The 20,002-nt window shown below is 44.3% G+C and carries 18 protein-coding genes; all 18 read right to left on the reverse strand.

Annotated elements, in window-relative coordinates:
* Positions 1-382 precede the first annotated feature (382 nt).
* A complete protein-coding gene (locus DXA20_RS07195; RefSeq protein ID WP_118559803.1) occupies positions 383-2,074 on the reverse strand; it encodes an EAL domain-containing protein in 1,692 nt (563 codons plus the stop codon).
* Positions 2,075-2,120: 46 nt separating this feature from the next.
* Complete coding sequence (locus DXA20_RS07200; protein WP_118559804.1) at positions 2,121-3,839, reverse strand: HAMP domain-containing methyl-accepting chemotaxis protein; 1,719 nt, start codon at positions 3,837-3,839, stop codon at positions 2,121-2,123.
* A 468-nt stretch (positions 3,840-4,307) separates the two neighbouring features.
* Positions 4,308-5,021, reverse strand: coding sequence for a response regulator (locus DXA20_RS07205; RefSeq protein ID WP_022304841.1), 714 nt, complete (start codon positions 5,019-5,021; stop codon positions 4,308-4,310).
* On the reverse strand, positions 5,014-6,987 hold the full coding sequence (locus DXA20_RS07210; protein WP_118559805.1) for a DUF4118 domain-containing protein: 1,974 nt from the start codon (positions 6,985-6,987) through the stop codon (positions 5,014-5,016). The genes DXA20_RS07205 and DXA20_RS07210 overlap by 8 nt, the downstream gene beginning before the upstream one ends.
* Before the next feature lie 107 nt (positions 6,988-7,094).
* Complete coding sequence (locus DXA20_RS07215; RefSeq protein WP_118559861.1) at positions 7,095-7,742, reverse strand: potassium channel family protein; 648 nt, start codon at positions 7,740-7,742, stop codon at positions 7,095-7,097.
* Positions 7,743-7,761: 19 nt separating this feature from the next.
* Positions 7,762-9,099, reverse strand: a complete 1,338-nt coding sequence (locus DXA20_RS07220; RefSeq protein WP_118559806.1) for a TrkH family potassium uptake protein — start codon at positions 9,097-9,099, stop codon at positions 7,762-7,764.
* Positions 9,100-9,408: 309 nt separating this feature from the next.
* Positions 9,409-11,778, reverse strand: a complete 2,370-nt coding sequence (locus DXA20_RS07225; RefSeq protein ID WP_118559807.1) for a leucine-rich repeat protein — start codon at positions 11,776-11,778, stop codon at positions 9,409-9,411.
* Complete coding sequence (locus DXA20_RS07230; RefSeq protein ID WP_118559808.1) at positions 11,775-11,984, reverse strand: hypothetical protein; 210 nt, start codon at positions 11,982-11,984, stop codon at positions 11,775-11,777. Before DXA20_RS07230 ends, DXA20_RS07225 begins: the two co-directional genes overlap by 4 nt.
* Entirely contained in the window at positions 11,969-12,424 is a 456-nt protein-coding gene (locus DXA20_RS07235) for a hypothetical protein (protein ID WP_147403715.1), read from the reverse strand. The genes DXA20_RS07230 and DXA20_RS07235 overlap by 16 nt, the downstream gene beginning before the upstream one ends.
* Positions 12,364-15,018 (reverse strand): leucine-rich repeat domain-containing protein, encoded by a 2,655-nt coding sequence (locus DXA20_RS07240; RefSeq protein WP_118559810.1) that lies wholly within the window; start codon positions 15,016-15,018, stop codon positions 12,364-12,366. Before DXA20_RS07240 ends, DXA20_RS07235 begins: the two co-directional genes overlap by 61 nt.
* A 241-nt stretch (positions 15,019-15,259) precedes the next feature.
* Entirely contained in the window at positions 15,260-15,529 is a 270-nt protein-coding gene (locus DXA20_RS07245; RefSeq protein WP_118559811.1) for a DUF1294 domain-containing protein, read from the reverse strand.
* 120 nt (positions 15,530-15,649) lie between these two features.
* Positions 15,650-16,135 (reverse strand): flagellar export chaperone FlgN, encoded by a 486-nt coding sequence (gene flgN, locus DXA20_RS07250; protein WP_158577161.1) that lies wholly within the window; start codon positions 16,133-16,135, stop codon positions 15,650-15,652.
* A 20-nt stretch (positions 16,136-16,155) separates the two neighbouring features.
* The gene (fliS, locus tag DXA20_RS07255) at positions 16,156-16,536 is read right to left on the reverse strand and encodes a flagellar export chaperone FliS (protein ID WP_022306604.1); all 381 of its coding nucleotides are present in this window, start codon (positions 16,534-16,536) and stop codon (positions 16,156-16,158) included.
* A gap of 99 nt (positions 16,537-16,635) precedes the next feature.
* Complete coding sequence (fliD, locus tag DXA20_RS07260) at positions 16,636-17,898, reverse strand: flagellar filament capping protein FliD (protein ID WP_118559813.1); 1,263 nt, start codon at positions 17,896-17,898, stop codon at positions 16,636-16,638.
* The gene (locus tag DXA20_RS07265) at positions 17,811-18,791 is read right to left on the reverse strand and encodes a flagellar cap protein FliD N-terminal domain-containing protein (RefSeq protein WP_118559814.1); all 981 of its coding nucleotides are present in this window, start codon (positions 18,789-18,791) and stop codon (positions 17,811-17,813) included. The genes fliD and DXA20_RS07265 overlap by 88 nt, the downstream gene beginning before the upstream one ends.
* Positions 18,778-19,197: a flagellar protein FlaG gene (locus DXA20_RS16395; RefSeq protein ID WP_199877061.1), complete on the reverse strand. Its 420-nt coding sequence runs from the start codon at positions 19,195-19,197 to the stop codon at positions 18,778-18,780. Before DXA20_RS16395 ends, DXA20_RS07265 begins: the two co-directional genes overlap by 14 nt.
* 106 nt (positions 19,198-19,303) lie before the next feature.
* Positions 19,304-19,531, reverse strand: a complete 228-nt coding sequence (gene csrA, locus DXA20_RS07275) for a carbon storage regulator CsrA (protein WP_022306607.1) — start codon at positions 19,529-19,531, stop codon at positions 19,304-19,306.
* A gap of 12 nt (positions 19,532-19,543) precedes the next feature.
* Entirely contained in the window at positions 19,544-19,981 is a 438-nt protein-coding gene (gene fliW, locus DXA20_RS07280; protein WP_022306608.1) for a flagellar assembly protein FliW, read from the reverse strand.
* Between the last annotated feature and the right edge of the window lie 21 nt (positions 19,982-20,002).

Raw genomic sequence — 20,002 nt, forward strand, 5'->3', positions numbered from 1 at the left:
CATTTTTCAACTGTTATATATAACTAAAGGGCAAAAAGCTCTGACAAAGAATTTTTTGCCTTTCATTATCATAGAAGAATCTTATTTACAGACTTTTTCTCATAGTCTCAACCAGACACAGTACTGAGCTTATCGCAATGGAAAACAACCGAATTACCTTTCTCTGAAATACAGGATTTACATTGACGAAAATCAACATAAAAAAGGATATTAAGATCGTCGCAAAATTCAACTGTAAAAAATAATGAAACATAAACTCCTCCTCCCTTTTCTATCTGTAAATATGCAAATTACACATTATTATAACACAGAAAAGGGAGAATGTCTTTATAGGAACGTTCCTTTTGTCATAAAAAGTGTCCCTCTGTCTTCGTTACTCTCTTTATTTAACGTTGATGCCACTGGCATATTGCTGCAGAAACTGTTTCTTTCCACATGGTCTTCCAAAATAATATCCCTGCAGATAATCAACCTTCATTTCTTTCATTTTCAGAAGCCATTCTTTTTCCTCGATGCCTTCTGCGCATATCCTGACGTTAATACTATGTACCATGGGGATAATATTTTTATATAATTCATAATCCCTGTCATTGTTCATCGCCTTGGCAGTAAAATCCCTATCCATTTTCACGTAACTTGGATTCATATCACGGATACAATGAAGATTCGAATATCCTGTTCCAAAATCATCGATCACAAAGGGAATCCCGTTCTTGTCCAGAGTTTTACGAAATTTACAAAACGAAGGTGTCATATCCATAAATCCGCTTTCTGTCATTTCAACACATAAGCATTCCGGCTGTAATGAATATTTTTGAATTGTATCCAGAATATCCCGCTCCACATTGCCTTGCAGGATCTGAACATAGGATACATTTACATTCATCCGGAAGTCAGGAATATATTTCTGCATTTCACAGCACATTGCTGCAGCTTCGTTCAAAATATATCTTCCAGCGGGAATGATCAATCCGGTCTCTTCCAATAATGGGATAAACTCCATCGGTGAAACAAACTCCCGCCCTTCTTCCGTTATCATGGAAAAACGCATCAGTGCCTCTGCTCCAATGATCTGTTCGGACTGACAGTCCACGATCGGCTGGTAGTATACTTCAAAGCCATCATAATGGTTCACAATAGCATTACGAAGTGTTGCTACGATTCTTCCCTTTCGTAAAAAGACCTCATAGTCATCCTGGTCAAAAATATAGAAGCCATTTTTACCCATGCTTTTTGCCTGTTTCAAGGCAAATTCAAACTTTTTGCGGCATTCTTCGGTTCCCTCACAAAATGTTGCTGCATCTATAACACCAATAGAAATAGAAAATATAGCTTCATACTTTTCGGCTACTATGAAATTATGAAGTTTATCTGTAATCTTTTCTTTCAGTGCCACAGCGTCTTCTGCGGAAGAAGCTTCCAGATCCACGATCACATACTGATCCGCTACCAGATGGTAAATTCTCTGCTTATCTGAAAGGCATTCCTTCATACAGCCGGCTACACTTTTCAGGATATAATTACCATAATCAGCTCCCCTGGAGCTATTGATCGCTCCGAAATCATCAATTCCTACATGCATAAAAAAGCCCTTTGAAATGGGTTCCTTTTGCGAACGCAAGTAAGCAAGGAATTCCGGACCACCAAGCAGTCCGGTGATATTATCAGCCCTTCTCTTGTTGCCGGTCTCATTCAGACACCCGACCAGATATTCCGCATTTCCCTGCTGATCATCGATAACAATACCACGGCAGTTGATCCAGACCGGCATACCTTCTTTATCAAGCCATCTATAATGAAGATTATGTACCTTTTCTCTTCCTTCACATATATCCGCAAGATGCTTTGCAAGCATCTCACGGTCTCCTTCATATACTACCTTCATAACTTCATTAGACATATCTGTCAAGATATTACTCGGTATATTAAATCGTTTCACAGCTGACTGTGAAATCTCAAAGATATTGTTCTGCAGATCAAATATATACAGATAATCGTCCATACATTCTGTAATGATCTCAAATAAAATATCATCTGTCCGCTCTCCAAATAATTGAAATATATGATTAATCACAACAAGAACCTTCCTTCAGACTACTTCACTCTATTCCTGTCATTTTCTAGAATAGCTTAAAGATATTCACGCGGTCATGCATCTTGGCTGCTCCCTCTGCCAGATTAATACTGATTGCAGTATTCTCTTCAGAGGATGCAGCATTGTCCTGTACTACGCCGGACAGCTGTTCAATTCCCTGGCCAATCTGCTCCAAGGACTCTGCCTGGGAGTTGGCTTTCTCCATGGTGTTCTCTGCAAGCTCTGCAAAGGACTGCATATCTGCAATGATCTGATTGAATGCGTCTGCTGTTGTTCTTGTAATCGTATTGCCCTTTTCGATTTCCACTAATGTCTTATCGATCAGATCTCTTGTATTTACAGCAGATTGTGCACTGTCTGCTGCCAGCTTGCCGATCTGATCTGCCACTACTGCAAAGCCTTTTCCTGCTTCTCCTGCTCTGGCAGCTTCAATGGAAGCATTCAGGGATAACAGGTTGGTCTGGGATGCAATATTCTCGATATCTGTGATAATATTACCGATCTCCTTGGAGATTTCTGTAATGTGCTCCATTTCCATCAGCAGATCGTTCATTTTTTCTTTTTCTTCGTTCGCTTTATTTGTAGAGGCTTTTACACGTGCAGATGCGCTCTGTGTTTCCTTCGCTGTATCTGCCGCCAGATCCACGACCGTATCAATGGTGGCATTCAATTCCTCGATGACTCCTGCCTGATCCGTTGCACCGTCCGCCAGGGATTTTGATGCTTTTTCCACCTCGGATGAATTCAATGATACCTCTTCTGCCAGATTGCTGATCTCGGTCAGGGTACTGTTAAACCGTTTCAGAATATACAGCAGTGATGCCTTCAATTCCGAGAAATCGCCTAGGAAATCTGTAATGTCATCACCATTTCTGGTCAGGTCACCCTGCGCTATTGCCTTTACCTCCACAGAGATCTCGCTGACATAATCTGCCAGAATACCCATGGCTTCTTTCAGATTCCTGACGGTATCGCCAAGCTCATCCTCAGACTCATAGGTAAGCATTTCTACATTAGACAGTTCGCCCTTACGCAGGCTGGCAACTGCTGCATCTATCTGTTCTACCGGCTCGGTAATGGAATTGGTAATGATCCTTCCGATCAGTGTCGTCACTACAGCAATCGCAAGACCCGCTGCCACGATCACAATAAATATGATTACAGTGCATACATTAGCCATGGTCTTTGCCTGGTCTAATTCTCCCTGGAACGCGTCACGTAATATAGTTAATTTTTCAGCAAATGACTTATAGTCTTCATACACCTCTCCGGTCATCAGTTTCGATGCTTCCTGCTGTTTACCCTCACGGCTCAACTTCAGGATTTCATCTGAAGCATCCCTGTATTTTTCCCATGCAGCGCTTGCTACTTCGTAATCGTCCTGTCCCTTTTGAGCATCACTGTCTGCATTGATGATCGCATCCAGATTCGCACCGGTATCCTGGATCTGACTCTCCAGCTTCTGAATTTCTTCTTCGCAGGAGTTCATGATTGCTGCATCTGATTCTACCAGATGCTGATACTGTTTAATTCTGTATTTCGCAGTCATTGTCTCTAAATCCTGCAGATATTCCAATGACGGAGACCAGACCTCCGTCATCTTCTCTATATTTGAACGGATCACTAATGTCGAGATCACTGCCACCGACACTAAAAATAATGTCATAACAAGCACTGTCATTCGATATACTTTTAATTTTCCTGCAACCTTTAAGTTAGCTATACGCTTTTTGATCTTTTCCATGATCGTTTTCCCTTCCTTTGTAAATTCACATTTGTTTATCCAGAAATAGTTATAATATAGCATACTTTATTGGAAAAATCTATTAAAAAAGTATTAATTTATTTTCATACATATGCCAATGCCTATAAAAAGAAAGGCACTCCGGTAACGGAGATTTTTCAATACATGTTTCTGCTGATTTTCTCCAACAGAAATATGTATAAAAGAATCGTATCAATGAAGCGGCTGAGTTAGACAAAAGAACCGTTGGTTACAGGCGCAGAAAGCTGTCTATGGAAAAGGAAACCCATGCCATCATGCGTTCCGGCTCATTTGTTTCCCAATCAAAAAATTGTTTTTCTCTTGGGATAATACATAATACTTCACTTCCATGCTTTTATCTCCTTCCATGTTAAAAATTTACAACTCAATTGTTTCTACAATTTTCTTCAATGAATCATTGATTTCTCATCTCTCATGATCACATGCTTAGAATTTATTTTTCTCAATTCTAAGCATACGATATCCGATTCCAATATGTGTCTGGATATATTGTATCCCATTTTTTTCTGGTTCCAGTTTTTTTCGTAGTGTTGCCATAAAGACCCTAAGAGAAGCGACATCGTTTTCCGAACATCGTCCCCAAATCTGCTGGGTAATATAGGTATGTGTCAATACCTTTCCTACATTGCGGGATAAAAGGCAGAGCAACTTATACTCAATGGGAGTCAAATGCAATTCTTCTTCCTTCAGATATGTGCAGCCGGCTGCATAATCTATCTTCAATTCTCCATTTTCAAAAACAGATTTTTCCATTTGTTCCCCTGTCTGCGTTATAGCAAGCCTCCTTTGAGTAACACGGATGCGAGCAAGTAATTCCTCTACGGAAAATGGTTTTGTAATATAATCGTCCGCCCCTGCATCTAATGCTTCTATTTTATCCGCATCCTCACTTCTGGCACTGATCACAATAATCGGCATATTCGACCAAGTTCGAATTTTTTTTATCACCTCTACACCTTCCAGATCAGGAAGTCCCAGATCCAGAAGAACGATATCCGGATTGTGGGATGAAGCCTCCAGAATGGCCGAAGATCCGTTTTCTGCTGCTAGGTATTTATAGTCATGTGTTTTTAATGTAGTGATAATCAGGTTACGTATAGGTCTGTCATCTTCAACCACTAGGATTAATGTCTTATTCATTTAATGTCACCTCGCTCAAGGGTAATGTAAAAATAAAGTTGCATCCGTGTGGATCATGGTCCGTCAGAATCAGTGTTCCGTTATGCGCTTCTATGATAGAGTGGCAAAGTGCCAGACCAAGTCCCAGACTCCGATGACTATCCATAACTGTTGTTTTCCCTGTATAAAACATTTCAAAAATATGCGGTTTCATTTCTTCCGGAATTCCAGGACCATCATCTTCTACACTTATCTGTGCTTTCCCATCTTTTTTGATCCCCCGAATGCAAATAACAGAACCTGACGGCGTATATTTTATCGCATTGTCAATTAAATTTACCAGAACCTGTATAATAAGACGTACATCCATACGTGTAAGAACAAGTTCCTCACAGTCAGCCACAATTTTATAATCATCATGTTTCCTGTTAATATGACGCAGCGACTCTGAAATCACCTCATCTAAAAGCTGATCTGTAAATTTAAATTTCAATCTTCCATCATTCAGCCTGGTAATGGACAGCAGATTCTCCACAACTCCGATCAGCCATTCAGAATCGTCATAAATATCGGTGTAAATCTGATGCTTTGTAGCTTCATCCAGACGGTTACTATTGCTCAGCAACATATCTGCATTGCCGGAAATTGAACAAAGCGGAGTCCGAAGATCATGGGAGATTGCCCGAAGAAGGTCTGCCCGCAGTTGCTCGTTTTTAGCCAAAACCGCATTTTTCTCTTTTTCAGTAGCATTTTTCGCATTCTCCATTGCAAGTGCACATTCATTTATTACAGACAGCAGGATGCTGTATTCAAAAGAATCCAGAATTTCTTCTTGCAGTGGTATTCCAATTACACCGTAAACACTATTTCCGTTTCGGATTGCCAGATATAGACATTTAGCTTGTGGAAAATATTGCGTGGATGCACCGGCACGCTGTCTGTTTTCATAGACCCATCTGGCAATCCGCTGTTCTTCTGGTATTAAAAAATCTTCTGTGTCTTCTTTTTCTTCAGAAAACAGCTTTCCCCCTGATAAAGTTCCATTTTCCACAACATATGCTGTAATATTACGGTTTAGCAAACGGATCAACTGTGTACAGGTAACATCAAGGATCTCTGTTTCTCCTTGGGCCTTTTGCATCAGACGATCTGTATCAAACAGCACCTGTGTGCGAAAGGCAAGCTGTGCGGACATCTTTGCATGCGTCTTTAGCTTTGCCGCAAGTGCTCCCGTAAGTACGGATGAAATAAGCATTATAAAAAAAGTTACCGGATAACCCACCGCATAAGTATGAAAAGACATCCTGGGTTCTGTCAGAAAAAAACGAAATAAAACTACACTTAAGAACGAACCGGCTATACTGCAAAGATAACCATCTGTCACTATTGAAGTAACCAAAACACCCAAGATGTATATCGTTACAATATTCGTATCTGTGAATTTCAGCTTCTGAAACAGCAACCCAATGAAAGTGCATACTGCAAATATAAAAACTGTCAGGAAATAATCTCTTGCAGACGGTTTTTCTACATACCATGTAAATGGCTGTTTCTGATAACTCCTGGTTTTTACCGTATCTGGGATTATATGGATATCAATATCCGGTACAATTTCAATCAACTTTTCCGTCAAAGTTGACTTGCTGAAAAAATGATTCCGTCTGGCATTACTTTGTCCGATCACGATTTTGGTAACATTGGACAGCCTGGCATACTCTGCAATCTGTACTGGTATGTTTTCCCCATGAGTCGTTACAATTTCTGCTCCAAGCATTTCTGCGTACCGAATATGTTCTTCCAGATTTTCTTTATCTAAGGCTTCTGATTTTGTACCAGTCTGCACATACAGAGCTGTAAAACGTGCCTGCAACGCATTCGCCATTTTCGCCGCTGTATCTACTATTTTCTGATTCGAAGGTGCAGCAGACAGACAAACAAGGATGTGTTCATCTGTTTTTTTATTATCTCCTTCGATTCTTAAACTCATCTTTCCTGTCACCTTTTTCTACTGTTTTTGAAATTATATCATGCGACTGCCAACATACCTTCTGCCATTACCTTCACCTCTTTACCAGCCTCTTCATAACAAATAAACTATATGCGAAAGCACTTCTGAAGGGTTCTGTATTCTCCCAACACCAGTAATTTAGTATTCTCTGCCAAATACGTATCCGGAGAAATTGCAATATTGAATTCTCTCTCATTTTTTACTGCCAGAATATTAATGTTGTAGCGTTTTCTGATATCCAATTCGCCTACTGTTTTTCCAGCCCATTCCTCTGGTACTTCCACCTCAAAAATCGCATGGGAAGCATCCACTTCCATATAATCCAGAATATGATCGTCCGTGTAACGGATAGAAGCCCATTTTGCGACCTGCTTTTCTGGATAGACCACCTTATCTGCACCGTTGCGTAAAAGAAATTTTTCCTGAACATCACGCTCAGCTCTGGATATCACCAGTTTTGCTCCCAGTTCTTTCAGAAGGGAAGTTGTTTCAAGAGAATTTTGAAAACTTCCTCCAATGGTCACGAAACAGATATCATAATTTCCAATCCCTAGAGATTGTAAAAATTCAGCATTGGTACTGTCACCAATCTGAGCATTGGTCACAAATGCCAGTACTTTATCCACCCTTTCTTCATTCCAGTCAACTGCCATAATTTCATGTCCCAACTGATTAAGCTGCATGGCAACATGTCTTCCAAATCTTCCAAGCCCGATAATCAATACATTTTTCATAATATTATCTTTCTCCTTCTCATCCAACTGTAATTTTTTCCAAAGGAAGCTTTGCATTCCCCTTGTTTTTTCCGGAAAATACCGCATAAATCAAAGTCAGACCGCCTACACGGCCCAGATACATCAGTATGATCAGCACAACCTGTGAAAAAACATGAAGCCTCGGTGTAATTCCCAGTGTCAGACCTACCGTACCAACAGCCGAGGCAGCTTCATATAGGCAGTCTAAAAGAGGAATTCCCTCGTATACGCTGATTGCAATTCCTCCACAAAAGAACAAGGAAAAATAAAGCATAGCTATTGTCGCTGCATTTTTTATCACGTCATATTCCAGTCTTCGTCCAAAAGCCCCTGCATTTTCCTGGCTTCGAAACGTTGCAATCGCATTTAAAATAAGCACCGTAAACGTTGTTGTTTTCATTCCACCAGCTGTAGAGCCCGGCGATCCACCGATCAGCATTAACAATATCATAACCGCTTTTGATGCCTCACTCATCTCTGAAATATTTATGGTATTAAAACCTGCAGTTCTTGTAGTTACGGATTGAAACACAGCTGCCAACAGCCGCTTCCCCATGGGCAAGTTTTTCAGATCACAGGTAAAGAAAAAAACTGCCGGGAGCAAGATCAGACATGTGGTAGTCATGAGAATAATCTTGCTTTGCATGCGATAACGTTTAAAATTCAGTTTGTTCGTATAAATATCATCCCAGGTAAGGAAACCAATTCCCCCTATAATGATCAGCAGCATAATTACCATATTTATAAGGATGCTCCCATAATATCCTGTCAGAGACGGAAAAGCATGAACTGCTGTTCCCAGTATATCAAATCCGGCATTGCAAAAAGCAGAAACAGAGTGAAAAACTGACAGCCAAATCCCCTTTAACCCATAATCCGATAAAAAAACTGGCAGCAATAACAATGCCCCTGCAGCTTCAGTCAAAAATGTCCCCTTTAAAATAAACCTTGTCAGTCTGACGATTCCTCCAACTTTAGGTGCTGACATCGCATCTTGCATAGTACTTCTTTGCATAAGAGATATTTTTTTCCCGGAAAGAAGAGAAACAGATGCCGCCACAGTTACCACTCCCAGTCCTCCAATTTGTATAAGGACAAGAATAATCGTCTGCCCTGCCTGAGACCAGTAGCTTCCGGTGTCTTTCACCACAAGTCCCGTCACACATACCGCAGAAGTGGCTGTAAAAAGAGCCTCATGAAATGGGGTCAACACTTGCTCCGATGTGGAAATGGGAAGCATAAGCAGAACGGTTCCTAAAAAGATCACGCCTGCAAATCCCAGAATAATTAATCGAAAAGATGTCATGTGCTTTTTCTTACATAAATTTTCCGGCATAATTAATTAAAACTCCTTATTATCAATTCTAATAGCACCACCTTCGTGATGCATTTTATTATATCCAATTGCTTTCAAAGATGGTATAAGAGTCTCTACTTCTGTATTAAGATTATATAAAGACACGGAACACACCTTTATCGGCACGCAACATTTGTACTTACAAGGGGAATGTAAATCAACCTTCGCAACGCCATAAATTATTTAGTAGCCTAAATCCAAATGCTTGATACCATTTTGCAAATCCGCAATGTATCATATCCAAACTTCCTTCATATAATTCTCCTTTACATTTTATCTTCATACTATTTATTCTTTTAACGAAATGCGTTTTTGCTTTGTGTAAGCACTGTACATTTTTTTACCGCCGCTCTTCTTCCAGGTACGCACCCGCACATACAGCGAGCCCTTGGTGGACAGATAACGGATTTTAAAGGTTTCCTTTTTCTTTTTGAGCCGGTTATATTTTAGGGAAAGTCTTGTCCAGGAAGCCTTGGATTTCTTTTTGTAGCAGATTTCTACCCGGTTTCCCTGATACCGCTCCACCCGGAGCACCAGATAACGGATCGATCCCTCTTTTTTCTTCTGCATCTGCACAATGGGAGCCGGAAATTTCTTGGTGCCGGTGTTACCAACATTGGTGATGTTTCCTCCCGTCAGCTTTTCTCCGCCTTCAGGCGTTGCCGCGGGATCTGACGGATCTCCGGATGGTGACAATGGCTGAGCCGTCTGATCTCCGGTTTCCGGCGTGACAGAGGCTTGTGTCCCATCTGTCGGCTGTGGCACATCAGAGGAAACCGTTGGCTGCGGCACTCCGGAGGGCTCTGCCGGATGTGATGTACCGGAAGAGTCCGTCGGCTGCGGTGTGCTTGTGATCACCGGCTGCGGCGTCGCAAGTCTGGCGATCGCCTCCGTCCGTGTTCCTCCACATCGGCTGCAGGTATATGTTCGGACTCCATCCGTCTCACCAGTTGGCTCTGTTGTCACCACACCGTTATCCCATTTGTGACCGGTAGCCGGTATGACAGTGACGTTCTCCTTCTCATTGCAGCCGCTTCGTTTGCAATGATGTGACTTGCTTCCGGACTTCGTACAGGTTGCCTCCTGATCGATCGTCCATTCCTCGGAAATATCATGCCAACGCGGCGTGGCAAGCTCCTCCTTTTGCTCCCCACAGTTCAGACAAACGTACTTTGCCGTTCCATAGGAATCGCAGTCATCCGTGATCCAGATTGTCTCAATAAGCTGCCAGTCATGTGCCGCCTCTTCAATCTCATAAAGGGCTTTCGCCGTAATATCCTCTGTCACAACACCAGGCAGTCTGTCCGCCACACCGTCCCCGTCAAGATCCCACCTGAGATTGATCAGGCTCGTCCCGACAGGCGGATAACAATACGAATCCCCGATCAGCGGATACGGACAGTTTTCCCCTTCCTTTACGATATATTCTGCCTCCATGTAGTGACGGATCAGATAGCGTACCAGATGCCACTCTCCCTGATAGAGTGCTTTATTTCCCTCCAGCAGTGAGGAATCCGCAAGCGCCTGCTTTGCAAACGGAAGATCGATTTCTTCCAGATTATTTAAAAATCCTGTCCCTGCCTCCCGACAGACCGATTCAAAAGCTTCTGCGGAGGTGTCCGTCAAAGCCAGCTTCTTTGACACTGCTTTATCCATCATAATATCACAGACAGACTGTGTCAACTCCGGAAGTACCAAAAGCTCCATCCTCCCCTCCGGTATGTCACTGATAAAATCCTGTCCAAGAGTAACATGCCCGGCATCGATCTGCATGTATTTTAACCCGGTACAGTTCTGAAACGCTCTCGCTCCGATCTCGAGCGACTCTCCGCACAGATATACCTTTTCCAGTTGTGTCGACTGAAATGCTTCCTCCCCGATCAGACGCAGATCATTCCCGGCAAATTCAACACTCTTCAGATACGGGCAGCATGCAAACGCTCCCTCCCCGATATATTTCACACTCTCCGGCATATAAACATAATGAAGCTCTGAACTAAAAATTATAAAATTATCGGCGATCGTCGTTACTCCCTCCGGAATATTGATGATCTCCTGTTCCCATCTGTGTTCGATCGCATACTGTTCTCCCACCATCAGAATGTCATTCTTCCAGTTTGCTTCGTTATCTGTATACATTGTCTGATCGATCACATGATATCCCCATTTCCGGATATTGGGACCAGCCTTAATCTGCGTTAATCCAATGCACACATTAAACGCCTCATCACCGACAGTTTCCAGCGAATCGGGCAATATAATACTTTGGAAGCCACAATGGTAAAACGCCTTGCAGCCAATGGACCGCAGGGTATCCGGAAACTGAACCACTTCTAACTGCCCCTGCTCCTCGAAAGCTCCATCACCGATTGCCGTGATCTTTTTGCCATCAATCTCCGTCATGATCAGCTTTTTAGCATTTCCGGTGTATTTAAGGATCGTGACCTCGTCTTTGTCATCCACACTGTAAATGCAGTCTGCTGCCGTCAATGTGGAAACATCCGAAAGTGTTTGAAAACACCGGTTGTCCACCGCATTGCTTTCCTGCACATGCTCTATCTGTGCATGCACCACCGGTATCATAATGTCCGCGGCTCCTGCCAGACATAAGCCTGCTGTGAGCAGATATGCAATTTTCGCTTTCCATCGTACCTTCATTTACCGTGTCCTCCACAAATCGTCTTTTCCCATTTATCCGTCAGGCGGATCTGCTTTTGTCTCGAATACGCACTGTACACTCTCTTGCTGCCGCTTTTCTTCCAGGTCCGTACCTTCACATACAGCGAGCCCTTTGTCGAAAGATAGCGGATCCGGAATATCTCCTCTTTCTTCTTCAGCGTGTCATACTTCATTGCCAGACGCACCCAGCTCCTGTTTTCTTCTTTCGGTAACAGATTTGCACATGATCCCCCTGATATTTGGTCAATTTGATCACAAGATAGCGTAGCTTCCCCTGCTTTTTCTTTTGGATGCGGATCACCGGCGCAGAAAGTGTTTTTCTACTTATACCACCGCTCTTTTTCAATGAGACACCCGATGTGCTGTTTCTGTTTTTCTTATCGGAGGAAGCCGGCTTTACAGAAGCTGCCGGTAAAGTATTGTCTGTTAATGAACTGCCCGCTCCCGCCGTATTATCCCCGTCAGACGACGTTGTCTGCTCCTGCTGTCTGGTTGGTTCCGTCGACGGCGTTGCAGACTGCTCCGGCGTTCTGACCGGCACCGGCGTCATGGAAGCAGCCGGCGTCATGGAAGCAGCCGGCGGTTTTGTTTCCGGAGCTTTGTCGGCTGCGGTGTCGATGTCCATGAAATCTCCTCGGTGCGGATCTCCCCGCACTGACGGCAGGTATATGTTTTAATGCCCTTTTCTTTCGCGGAAGGCTGCTTCGTCACAACTCCGTTATCCCACTGATGACCCAGACTTGGGATTACCGTAACCGCTCCCAGCTTATCGCATGTACTTCTCCTGCAGTGATGCGATTTGATCCCCGCCTGCGTACAGGTTGCCGCCAGATCAACCGTCCACTCCTTCTCATAGTCATGTCCCAGTGCTGCCAACTTCTCCGTCTTCTCTTCTCCGCAGCCGCCGCAGCGATACCGCGACTCCGACGGCTCCTCACAATCTCCTTCCGGATAGGTTATATCCACTAACTCCCAGGTATGTTCCTTCTCTGCAATCTCATACAGACATTGTATAACCAGATTCTCTGTCACCTTCTCCGGCAGTTCATCCGGCTCACCATCCCCGTTCAGATCATAGCCCTTGTGATAGAGCACAGTACCAATCGGAGGATAACTATATACATCTGCCATTCCAGGCTGTGGACATGTCTCACCATCCCTGACCGCGTAAATCTCTTCCGCATGATTCTGCATCATATAACGTACCAGATGCCACTCTCCCTGATAGAATACATTACTGTCCTCCAGCAGATCGGGATCGGACAGCTCCTCTCTTGCAAACGGAACGTAGACGGCATCTGCCTTTTCCATCAGATCCGCTCCTCCGTTTTCCTTTAAGATCTTCTCAAACTGTCCGGCAGAGACATTAGTAAATGCAAGCTGTTTCGCACCGTTCCCATTTTTTAAGAAGTTGCAAATATCTTTTGTCAGGTCAGGGAGTACAAGCATATCCATTATTTTTTCGGAATCCTTAAAACCATTTTCAGCGATGATCACATTTTTCGCCGCAATCTGAAGAGAATGCACGGAAGAATAACGAAATGCCCCTTCCTGAATCTCTACCGAATCGCCGGACAAATACAATGACCGAATACTTGTCCAAAAAAATGCATCCTTACCGATCACCCGCAGATCATCGGCTGCAATTTCCATTCCCATCAGGCTGGTCATTGCAAATGCTCCTTCGCCAATATAATACAGACTTTTGGGCAGAAAAACATAACGCATATTGGGAGAATACGGTATAAAATAATCTCCCAGAGTCGTAATCCCCTCCGGGATCGTCAATATTTCCGCATCCCCCCGGTACAAGATAAGACTGCCTCCAACGATCAGCATGTCGTCCTTCCAGTTTGCCTCATCATCCATATAAGCAGTATAATCAAGTGCATTACAGCCCCATTCCCGGATGTGGTCTCCCGCCTGAACCGCTGTCAGACTGTAGCAATGGCTGAACGCTTCTTTTCCGACTTTCTCCACAGATTCCGGCAGCGCAATGCTCTCAATACCGCTTTCATAAAATGCCTTCTCTCCGATCTCCCGAAGTGTATCCGGCAGTTCAACTTTCCGCAGGCGCTTTTTCTCCTGAAAGGCTCCCTCCGCAATTGCCGTGACATTCATTCCATCAATCCGGGATATAACCAGATTCTGCGCACTTCCGGTATACTTTAAGATTGTCACCTCATCCTGCTCATTGACACGGTACAGGCAGTCAATCGCAGACATGGTAACCGCAGTCGGAAGAGGCTTTGGATTCGGTGTCACCTTCGGGGAAGCCGTTGGTGCAGCCGTTGGCTCCGGCGTATGCAGCGTCTCCTCCCCCAGAATCTGATAGGTGATCCTGTTCCCTTTACATTCCCTCTCTGCCCCACCTCCGGCGTAACAATGGATCACAAAATCATCTGCATAACAATAGGTATTCATCAGATTGATTTTGTCGTTCATCAGATAGACGTCCTTTACCGCAGGGAAACGATTAAATCCATAGTTAATCATAACCGGGGCATCCACCATGACCACCTGCACATTGTTATTCTCCTGCTGGAAGCGAAGCTCCACATAACGAACCGGATAGCCGCCGATTTCTGACGGCATACGCCAGATTACTTCATCGCCCTCATACCCTTCGATCACAGCATATTCTTCCGTGTCATCCGGATGACATTCACTGACGCCCTTCCGCCAGATCACGCCATTTTCACAGCCGGCATTCGTCGTTGCATGGAGCGAATACTGTATATCGTAATCGGTCACACCGTTCATCCGGGACACCTGAAAAACAAAACGGTATGTCCTTCCCTTACGGAAATAATGATAATGCTCCTGACTCATATGCCATACATTATTCTCATCGAGGCTTGCACCCGGACCGTTAAATATAACCACTTCTTCCCAGCTGTATCCCGTCCACTCATCCAGTTCCACATGGAAAACATACCGCCACTCTCCGGTTCCTTCCGCCTGTACATTCAGACTGAGTGCCTCGTCCTGTCCGGCTGTATAGTATAAATCCGGCATCTCCATTGTAAGCGGCAGACTGCCTGTCTCCTCCTTCGAAAGCCATACTGCATCCGAGGCAATCTCCGGCTCATGTTCTGTTTCCCCCTGCGTGTCTGCCGCCTTGACCTGCTTTGTGATGCTACCCGGATATATCCCACCGGTAATCCATAAAGAGAGTGTCAGCAGCCACACAATGCATCTTTTCCGGATTCGTTTCATGCCGATCCCTCCCTCATTCTATCCATCCTATCTCTGTCTATTCCCATATACCGTCTGTACCCACCGACCCCTCGTTATCTTTATGGTATTACATATATAATTTCCTGTTATTCATGCCCATATTTTATCATACCCCCATGACAATGACAACGTCATGTACGGAATTTACTCTGCTCTATGAGACGATCTCAGCCGCTCTGATCGTATCCTTCATTGTCTATCATCTTGGCATGTTATTTTTCTAATGAAATGTAACCGCAAATACTACGAAAAGCATAAGCTCCACGACAAAGATTACCGGAACACCGATATAAAACTTCGGCTTCTGCGTCTTGTGATGAAACAGATGCATACCGCCATATGCACCGAAAACGCCGAAAACGGCTGCCATCATCAGTGCAGCCTCCGAGACCCGCCATCGGTGGTTCTTCGCTTTCCATTTGTCCAGTCCATAGAGAAGCAGCACGGCAAGATTGATCATAAGATACGCCATTAAACATTTGTAAATCATCGTTTTTCCTTTCCGGTCAAGCTGTCAATTATTCACCTAAACTTTCCACACCCAAAATATCGATTTGCCAATAGTCTTTCAAAGAATAACCCCCGGACACTTGCGTCCGGGGGGTGTTGTTTATTTCTTCTGGTCCAGAAAATAGGACTGCCAGGACTGATGCTGGTTGGCCATATTGTGATAATAACTGTTGGCCACATGATTATTAACCGTAAATTCCTTAATCTCATGTCTGGCACCGGTAAGATACTGCTGGAACGCCGTCTTATTGCGATGTTCCTGTCCCTCTATCTGCACGCCGGTGTCCGTAATGCTGCGGATCAGATTCTGCATCTCGGTGATCTGTGTCTGATACTCATATTTGTTATTCTTGAGCGTATCACCAGCCTTCGCAAATAATGCATCAAATCCCCGATCCAATGTCTCCATATTGTCCAAAAGCTTTGCTTTCTCCTGAATGATCTCATCAAACCGATCCATATCCGGCTCCTTCTCCTTCAGGATCGCACCCTGCTCCTTTGTCAGTTTTAAAAGCTCGAGCAGCACATCCAGCTTCTTCTGTAAGGATTCCTGCAATGCAGAAACATACACTCCTATATTATCCATCATTTTCCTCATTTCCTTTGTTATGAAACATTATTCAGCTTCATAACCTCTCTCCATGTATCCCGCATGGTTTTGATATGCTTCAGTGCTTCCACCAGAATGTCCTTGTCCTTTTTCATGTTGGCTTCCACCAGACGGCGGTAAATATAATCGTAAACCACATCAAAATCCTTTGCCACCGGGTACTTCATATCCAGTGTGGAACGAAACTCTACGATAATGTTCTGTGCCTTCACGATATTATTATGAGCCTTCTCAATATCCCCCGCTTCGATGGCTTCGATCGCAATGTTTGTAAACTTCACTGCTCCATCATAAAGCATGAGGGTAAGCTTTGCCGGCGACGCTGTCTGTACGGCATTTTTCTGATACATCTGTGCTGCTCTGTTAAATGTTGCCATATGTCACTCCATTTCCCGGCAGAGATCCTGCTTTAAAGCTATTCCGAAACTCTGCGAATTATTTCCCTTTTGAATTCCTCTTATACGCACCTGCAAATCCTAGTTGCTGCCAAGATAGCTTGCCAACGAATTCTGCTGCGACTGAAGCTTGGAAAGTGCTGTCTCCATTGCGGAAAACTGCTTGTAATAACGATCCTCCATGTCAGACAGCTTCGTCTCCCACGATTTGATGTCTTTCTTGTACTGCGTCATCTGCTTTGTCATCTCTTTGTCATTGTAGAAGGACAACGCACTCTTCATCGTTGTGGTGGTAGAGATTTTCTTGTTGATATTATTGTACAGGTTCGATGCGATTCCTGACATAACCTCCATGACAATATCCGGATCACTGTTGATCATGGACTGCAATGTATTCTCGGAATCTGCATAATCAGTGTCATCCTCGTCGCCCTTGATATGAAGCAGACCATATTCCTTATAATCCTTACCGGTTGTAATACCGAGGTTTGCAAGAGAATATGTCTTACCATCGGATGCCTTCACCGTAATACCGGTCAGGGAAGTACGGAAGGTCTCCAGAATACCGCTGAGTGTTGAATCACGACGAAGCAGGGAATCCTTGATCTTTGTTTCCCACTTTTCTACCTCCTCATCGGACATTGCTTCCTTCTGATCGTCGGTCAGCGGATCGTATCCTCTGGCAGAATCTGCATAATAATACTTATTCATCTCCGATAATGCGGAGTTATACTGCTCTACAAAGTCCTTGATCGCATCATAAACTGCAGTGCTGTCATTGGATACGGTAACCTTTACTTCCCTGTCAGATGCAGAGACCAGATTCAGTGACAGTCCATTGACATCCAGTGTTGTATTGCTGCTGGTCAGCGTTGCACCATTGACCTGCACAATAGAATCAGCTGCCTCGATAACAACCATGCCGGTACCATCTGCACTCTCTTTGACCGCAGAACCGTCAATATCATCCATACCAAGAAGCTTCAGTGCTGATTCCTTTGACTGCTCTGTGCCATCCTTCATTGCCTGCGCATAACCATTCACGGCAAGACTGATCGTTGCGTAGCGTTCACTCTGCTTCTCGATGCCTGCATCCCCCAGACCGCTTGTCACTGCGTTGTCAATCTTACCGGTATATTCCTCAGAAGCGAGCTTTTCTGTCACGGCAGGCTCGATGATTTTCTGCTTCAGTACGATCAGACGATCACTTTCTGTGTAGACATTATTGTCCAGACCAGCCTCCTGCAATGCCTGCTTCACTTTACTGTAATCGATATCTCCGGCTTTATGTGCATCACCGTTGCCATCCGTGCCATCTGTCTCGTACTTGTACTTGGAAAGCATATCATCCGTAAGCTTGTTCTTATATACTCTGTTGCCTTCTCCTTCGCCGTGCGGTCTGAGATATCCTGCAGACTCTTCTCTGCATCTGCTGCAGCACTGGTATCCTGTGCGTTCTTAAGATCACTGAGGATCTTTTTGACCGTGTCCTGATCACCGGAAGACAAATTCGAGTAATCCACCGAGTCCATCAGCTTGTTCTGTGCTGCAACCTGCTCTCCGGTCATCGTCTTGCTGGTGATCGTAAACTTACCGTCTGCTCCGCTCTCCTTTGCACTGATAAAGAAACGTCCCTGCTTCTCATCAAAGGACGCATTCAGACCGGCATCCTTTAGTGCATTGACAAAATCACGGACTGTGGTAGTTTCATCCACGTTCAGATTGATCGTTTTCTCACCGGCTGTAATCTCAATCGTGGTATCTCCCTCTGTATCAAAGCCAAGAGCAGACAGCTTCGTGTCAGATGTCACCTTGCTCTCTGTTACCTTACCGGAGGCATCGGTTGACTTGGCAGAAACCTTCGCACTTGTCACATACTGTGCAGCTGCAAGCTGGTTAACCTTAACCGTGTAAGAACCGCTGGACGCACTTGACTGTGCTGTTGCTGTCAATATGGAAGCATCGGAAGATGCTGCCTTCTTGGTCTGGTAGCTTGACTGGAAACGCATCTTTCCGGCAGAATCCGTATAAAAGCTGTAGAGCTTTTTGTTGAGACCTGTCCAGATATTCTGTGTCCACTCCAGCTTCGTTTTCTTATTTTCGACCTTTGTCTTCTTGGTTGTCTGTGCCTCCATCAACGCAGAAACAATGGAATCTGTATCGAGTCCTGAAGTCATTCCCGTCATTCTAAGTGCATAATAACCCTCCCTTTCTAAAAAACCTTTATCTCTTCTCATCAACAATGATGCCGGCTAATTCCCAGATCTTCTGTAATGCCTCCAGAGACTTCTCCGGCGGCACCTCGCGGATCAGCTGATCCGTCTCCTTATCATAAACCTTAATAGAAACTCTTCTGGTCGGTTCATCATAGGAATACTCACATCTTGTCTTGCTGAGCTTCTGATTGGCTTCTGACATCATGGCATCAATGGTCTTCTGTGTCGGATCCTTTGCACCGGACTGTTCCGTTTCTCCGCCTTCCTGCCCCCCCATCGGTGCTCCCGTTTCGGTCACTACCTTCGTGACGATCGGCGCCGTTATCGGCGATGCCGTCCCTCTGCCAGTCGTACTTTCTACCGGTTTCACAGTGTCAAAATCTCCTTCCGTGCCTGTCTTAACACTTCCCAATCCTTCGATTTTCATCCCTAACACCTCCGTGTGCTTATCTAAATTTGTTACTTCTGGATACTATATCGGCAAAAAGGAGGGAAATCATTACATCTCCCTCCAAATTTCTCCACAAATACGCCTATTGCTGACCACCAAACAGATTTTTGACAGCTTCTACATCCACCTCCCGAACTGCCTGCCGGTTCTCCTCCTGGATCTGCAGGTAAATCTCCTTACGGTAGATCGGTACTGATTTCGGTGCCTTGATTCCAAGCTTTACCTGATCACCCTTGATCTCCAGAACCGTGATCTCTATGTCATTTCCAAGCATTATGGATTCATTGCTCTTGCGCGCTAATGCCAGCATATCTGCACCTCCTTAATGTTGTGCCATAAGATAATGCTTTATCTCATAGTCCTGATTGTCTGCAACAAGCTGTACACCCTTTCTGGTGCCTGCATTAATAATGAGTGGTGCCTTCAGATTCACCGATGTCTTCTGAACCTCCGGCGGAATCGTTGCCAGTACAAGAACCACCAGATCATCCTCGCCGAACTCACCGAGTGATTTCATCAGCTCATCCTCCACCACCGGATCATAGTCGGACTTTACCTTCAGCGGATTCACGACCGGAAAGGCAAGTGACTTCTCTGTCGTGCACTGCAGCCATGAGAAAAACGGCTCTTTCTCACTCTCCGAATCGTACAGAATCGTATAGTCTTTGTACTCCTCAAAACCGAATAATCCATGTTCAAAATGAACGATCTTCTTCTCGTCCATGTCGATCTCCCCAAAATATCTTGTATCAATTAACATAGTTCACCCTCTTTTCTTTGT

The sequence above is a fragment of the Roseburia sp. AM59-24XD genome (assembly GCF_003478445.1).
Lineage (GTDB): Bacteria > Bacillota > Clostridia > Lachnospirales > Lachnospiraceae > Jutongia.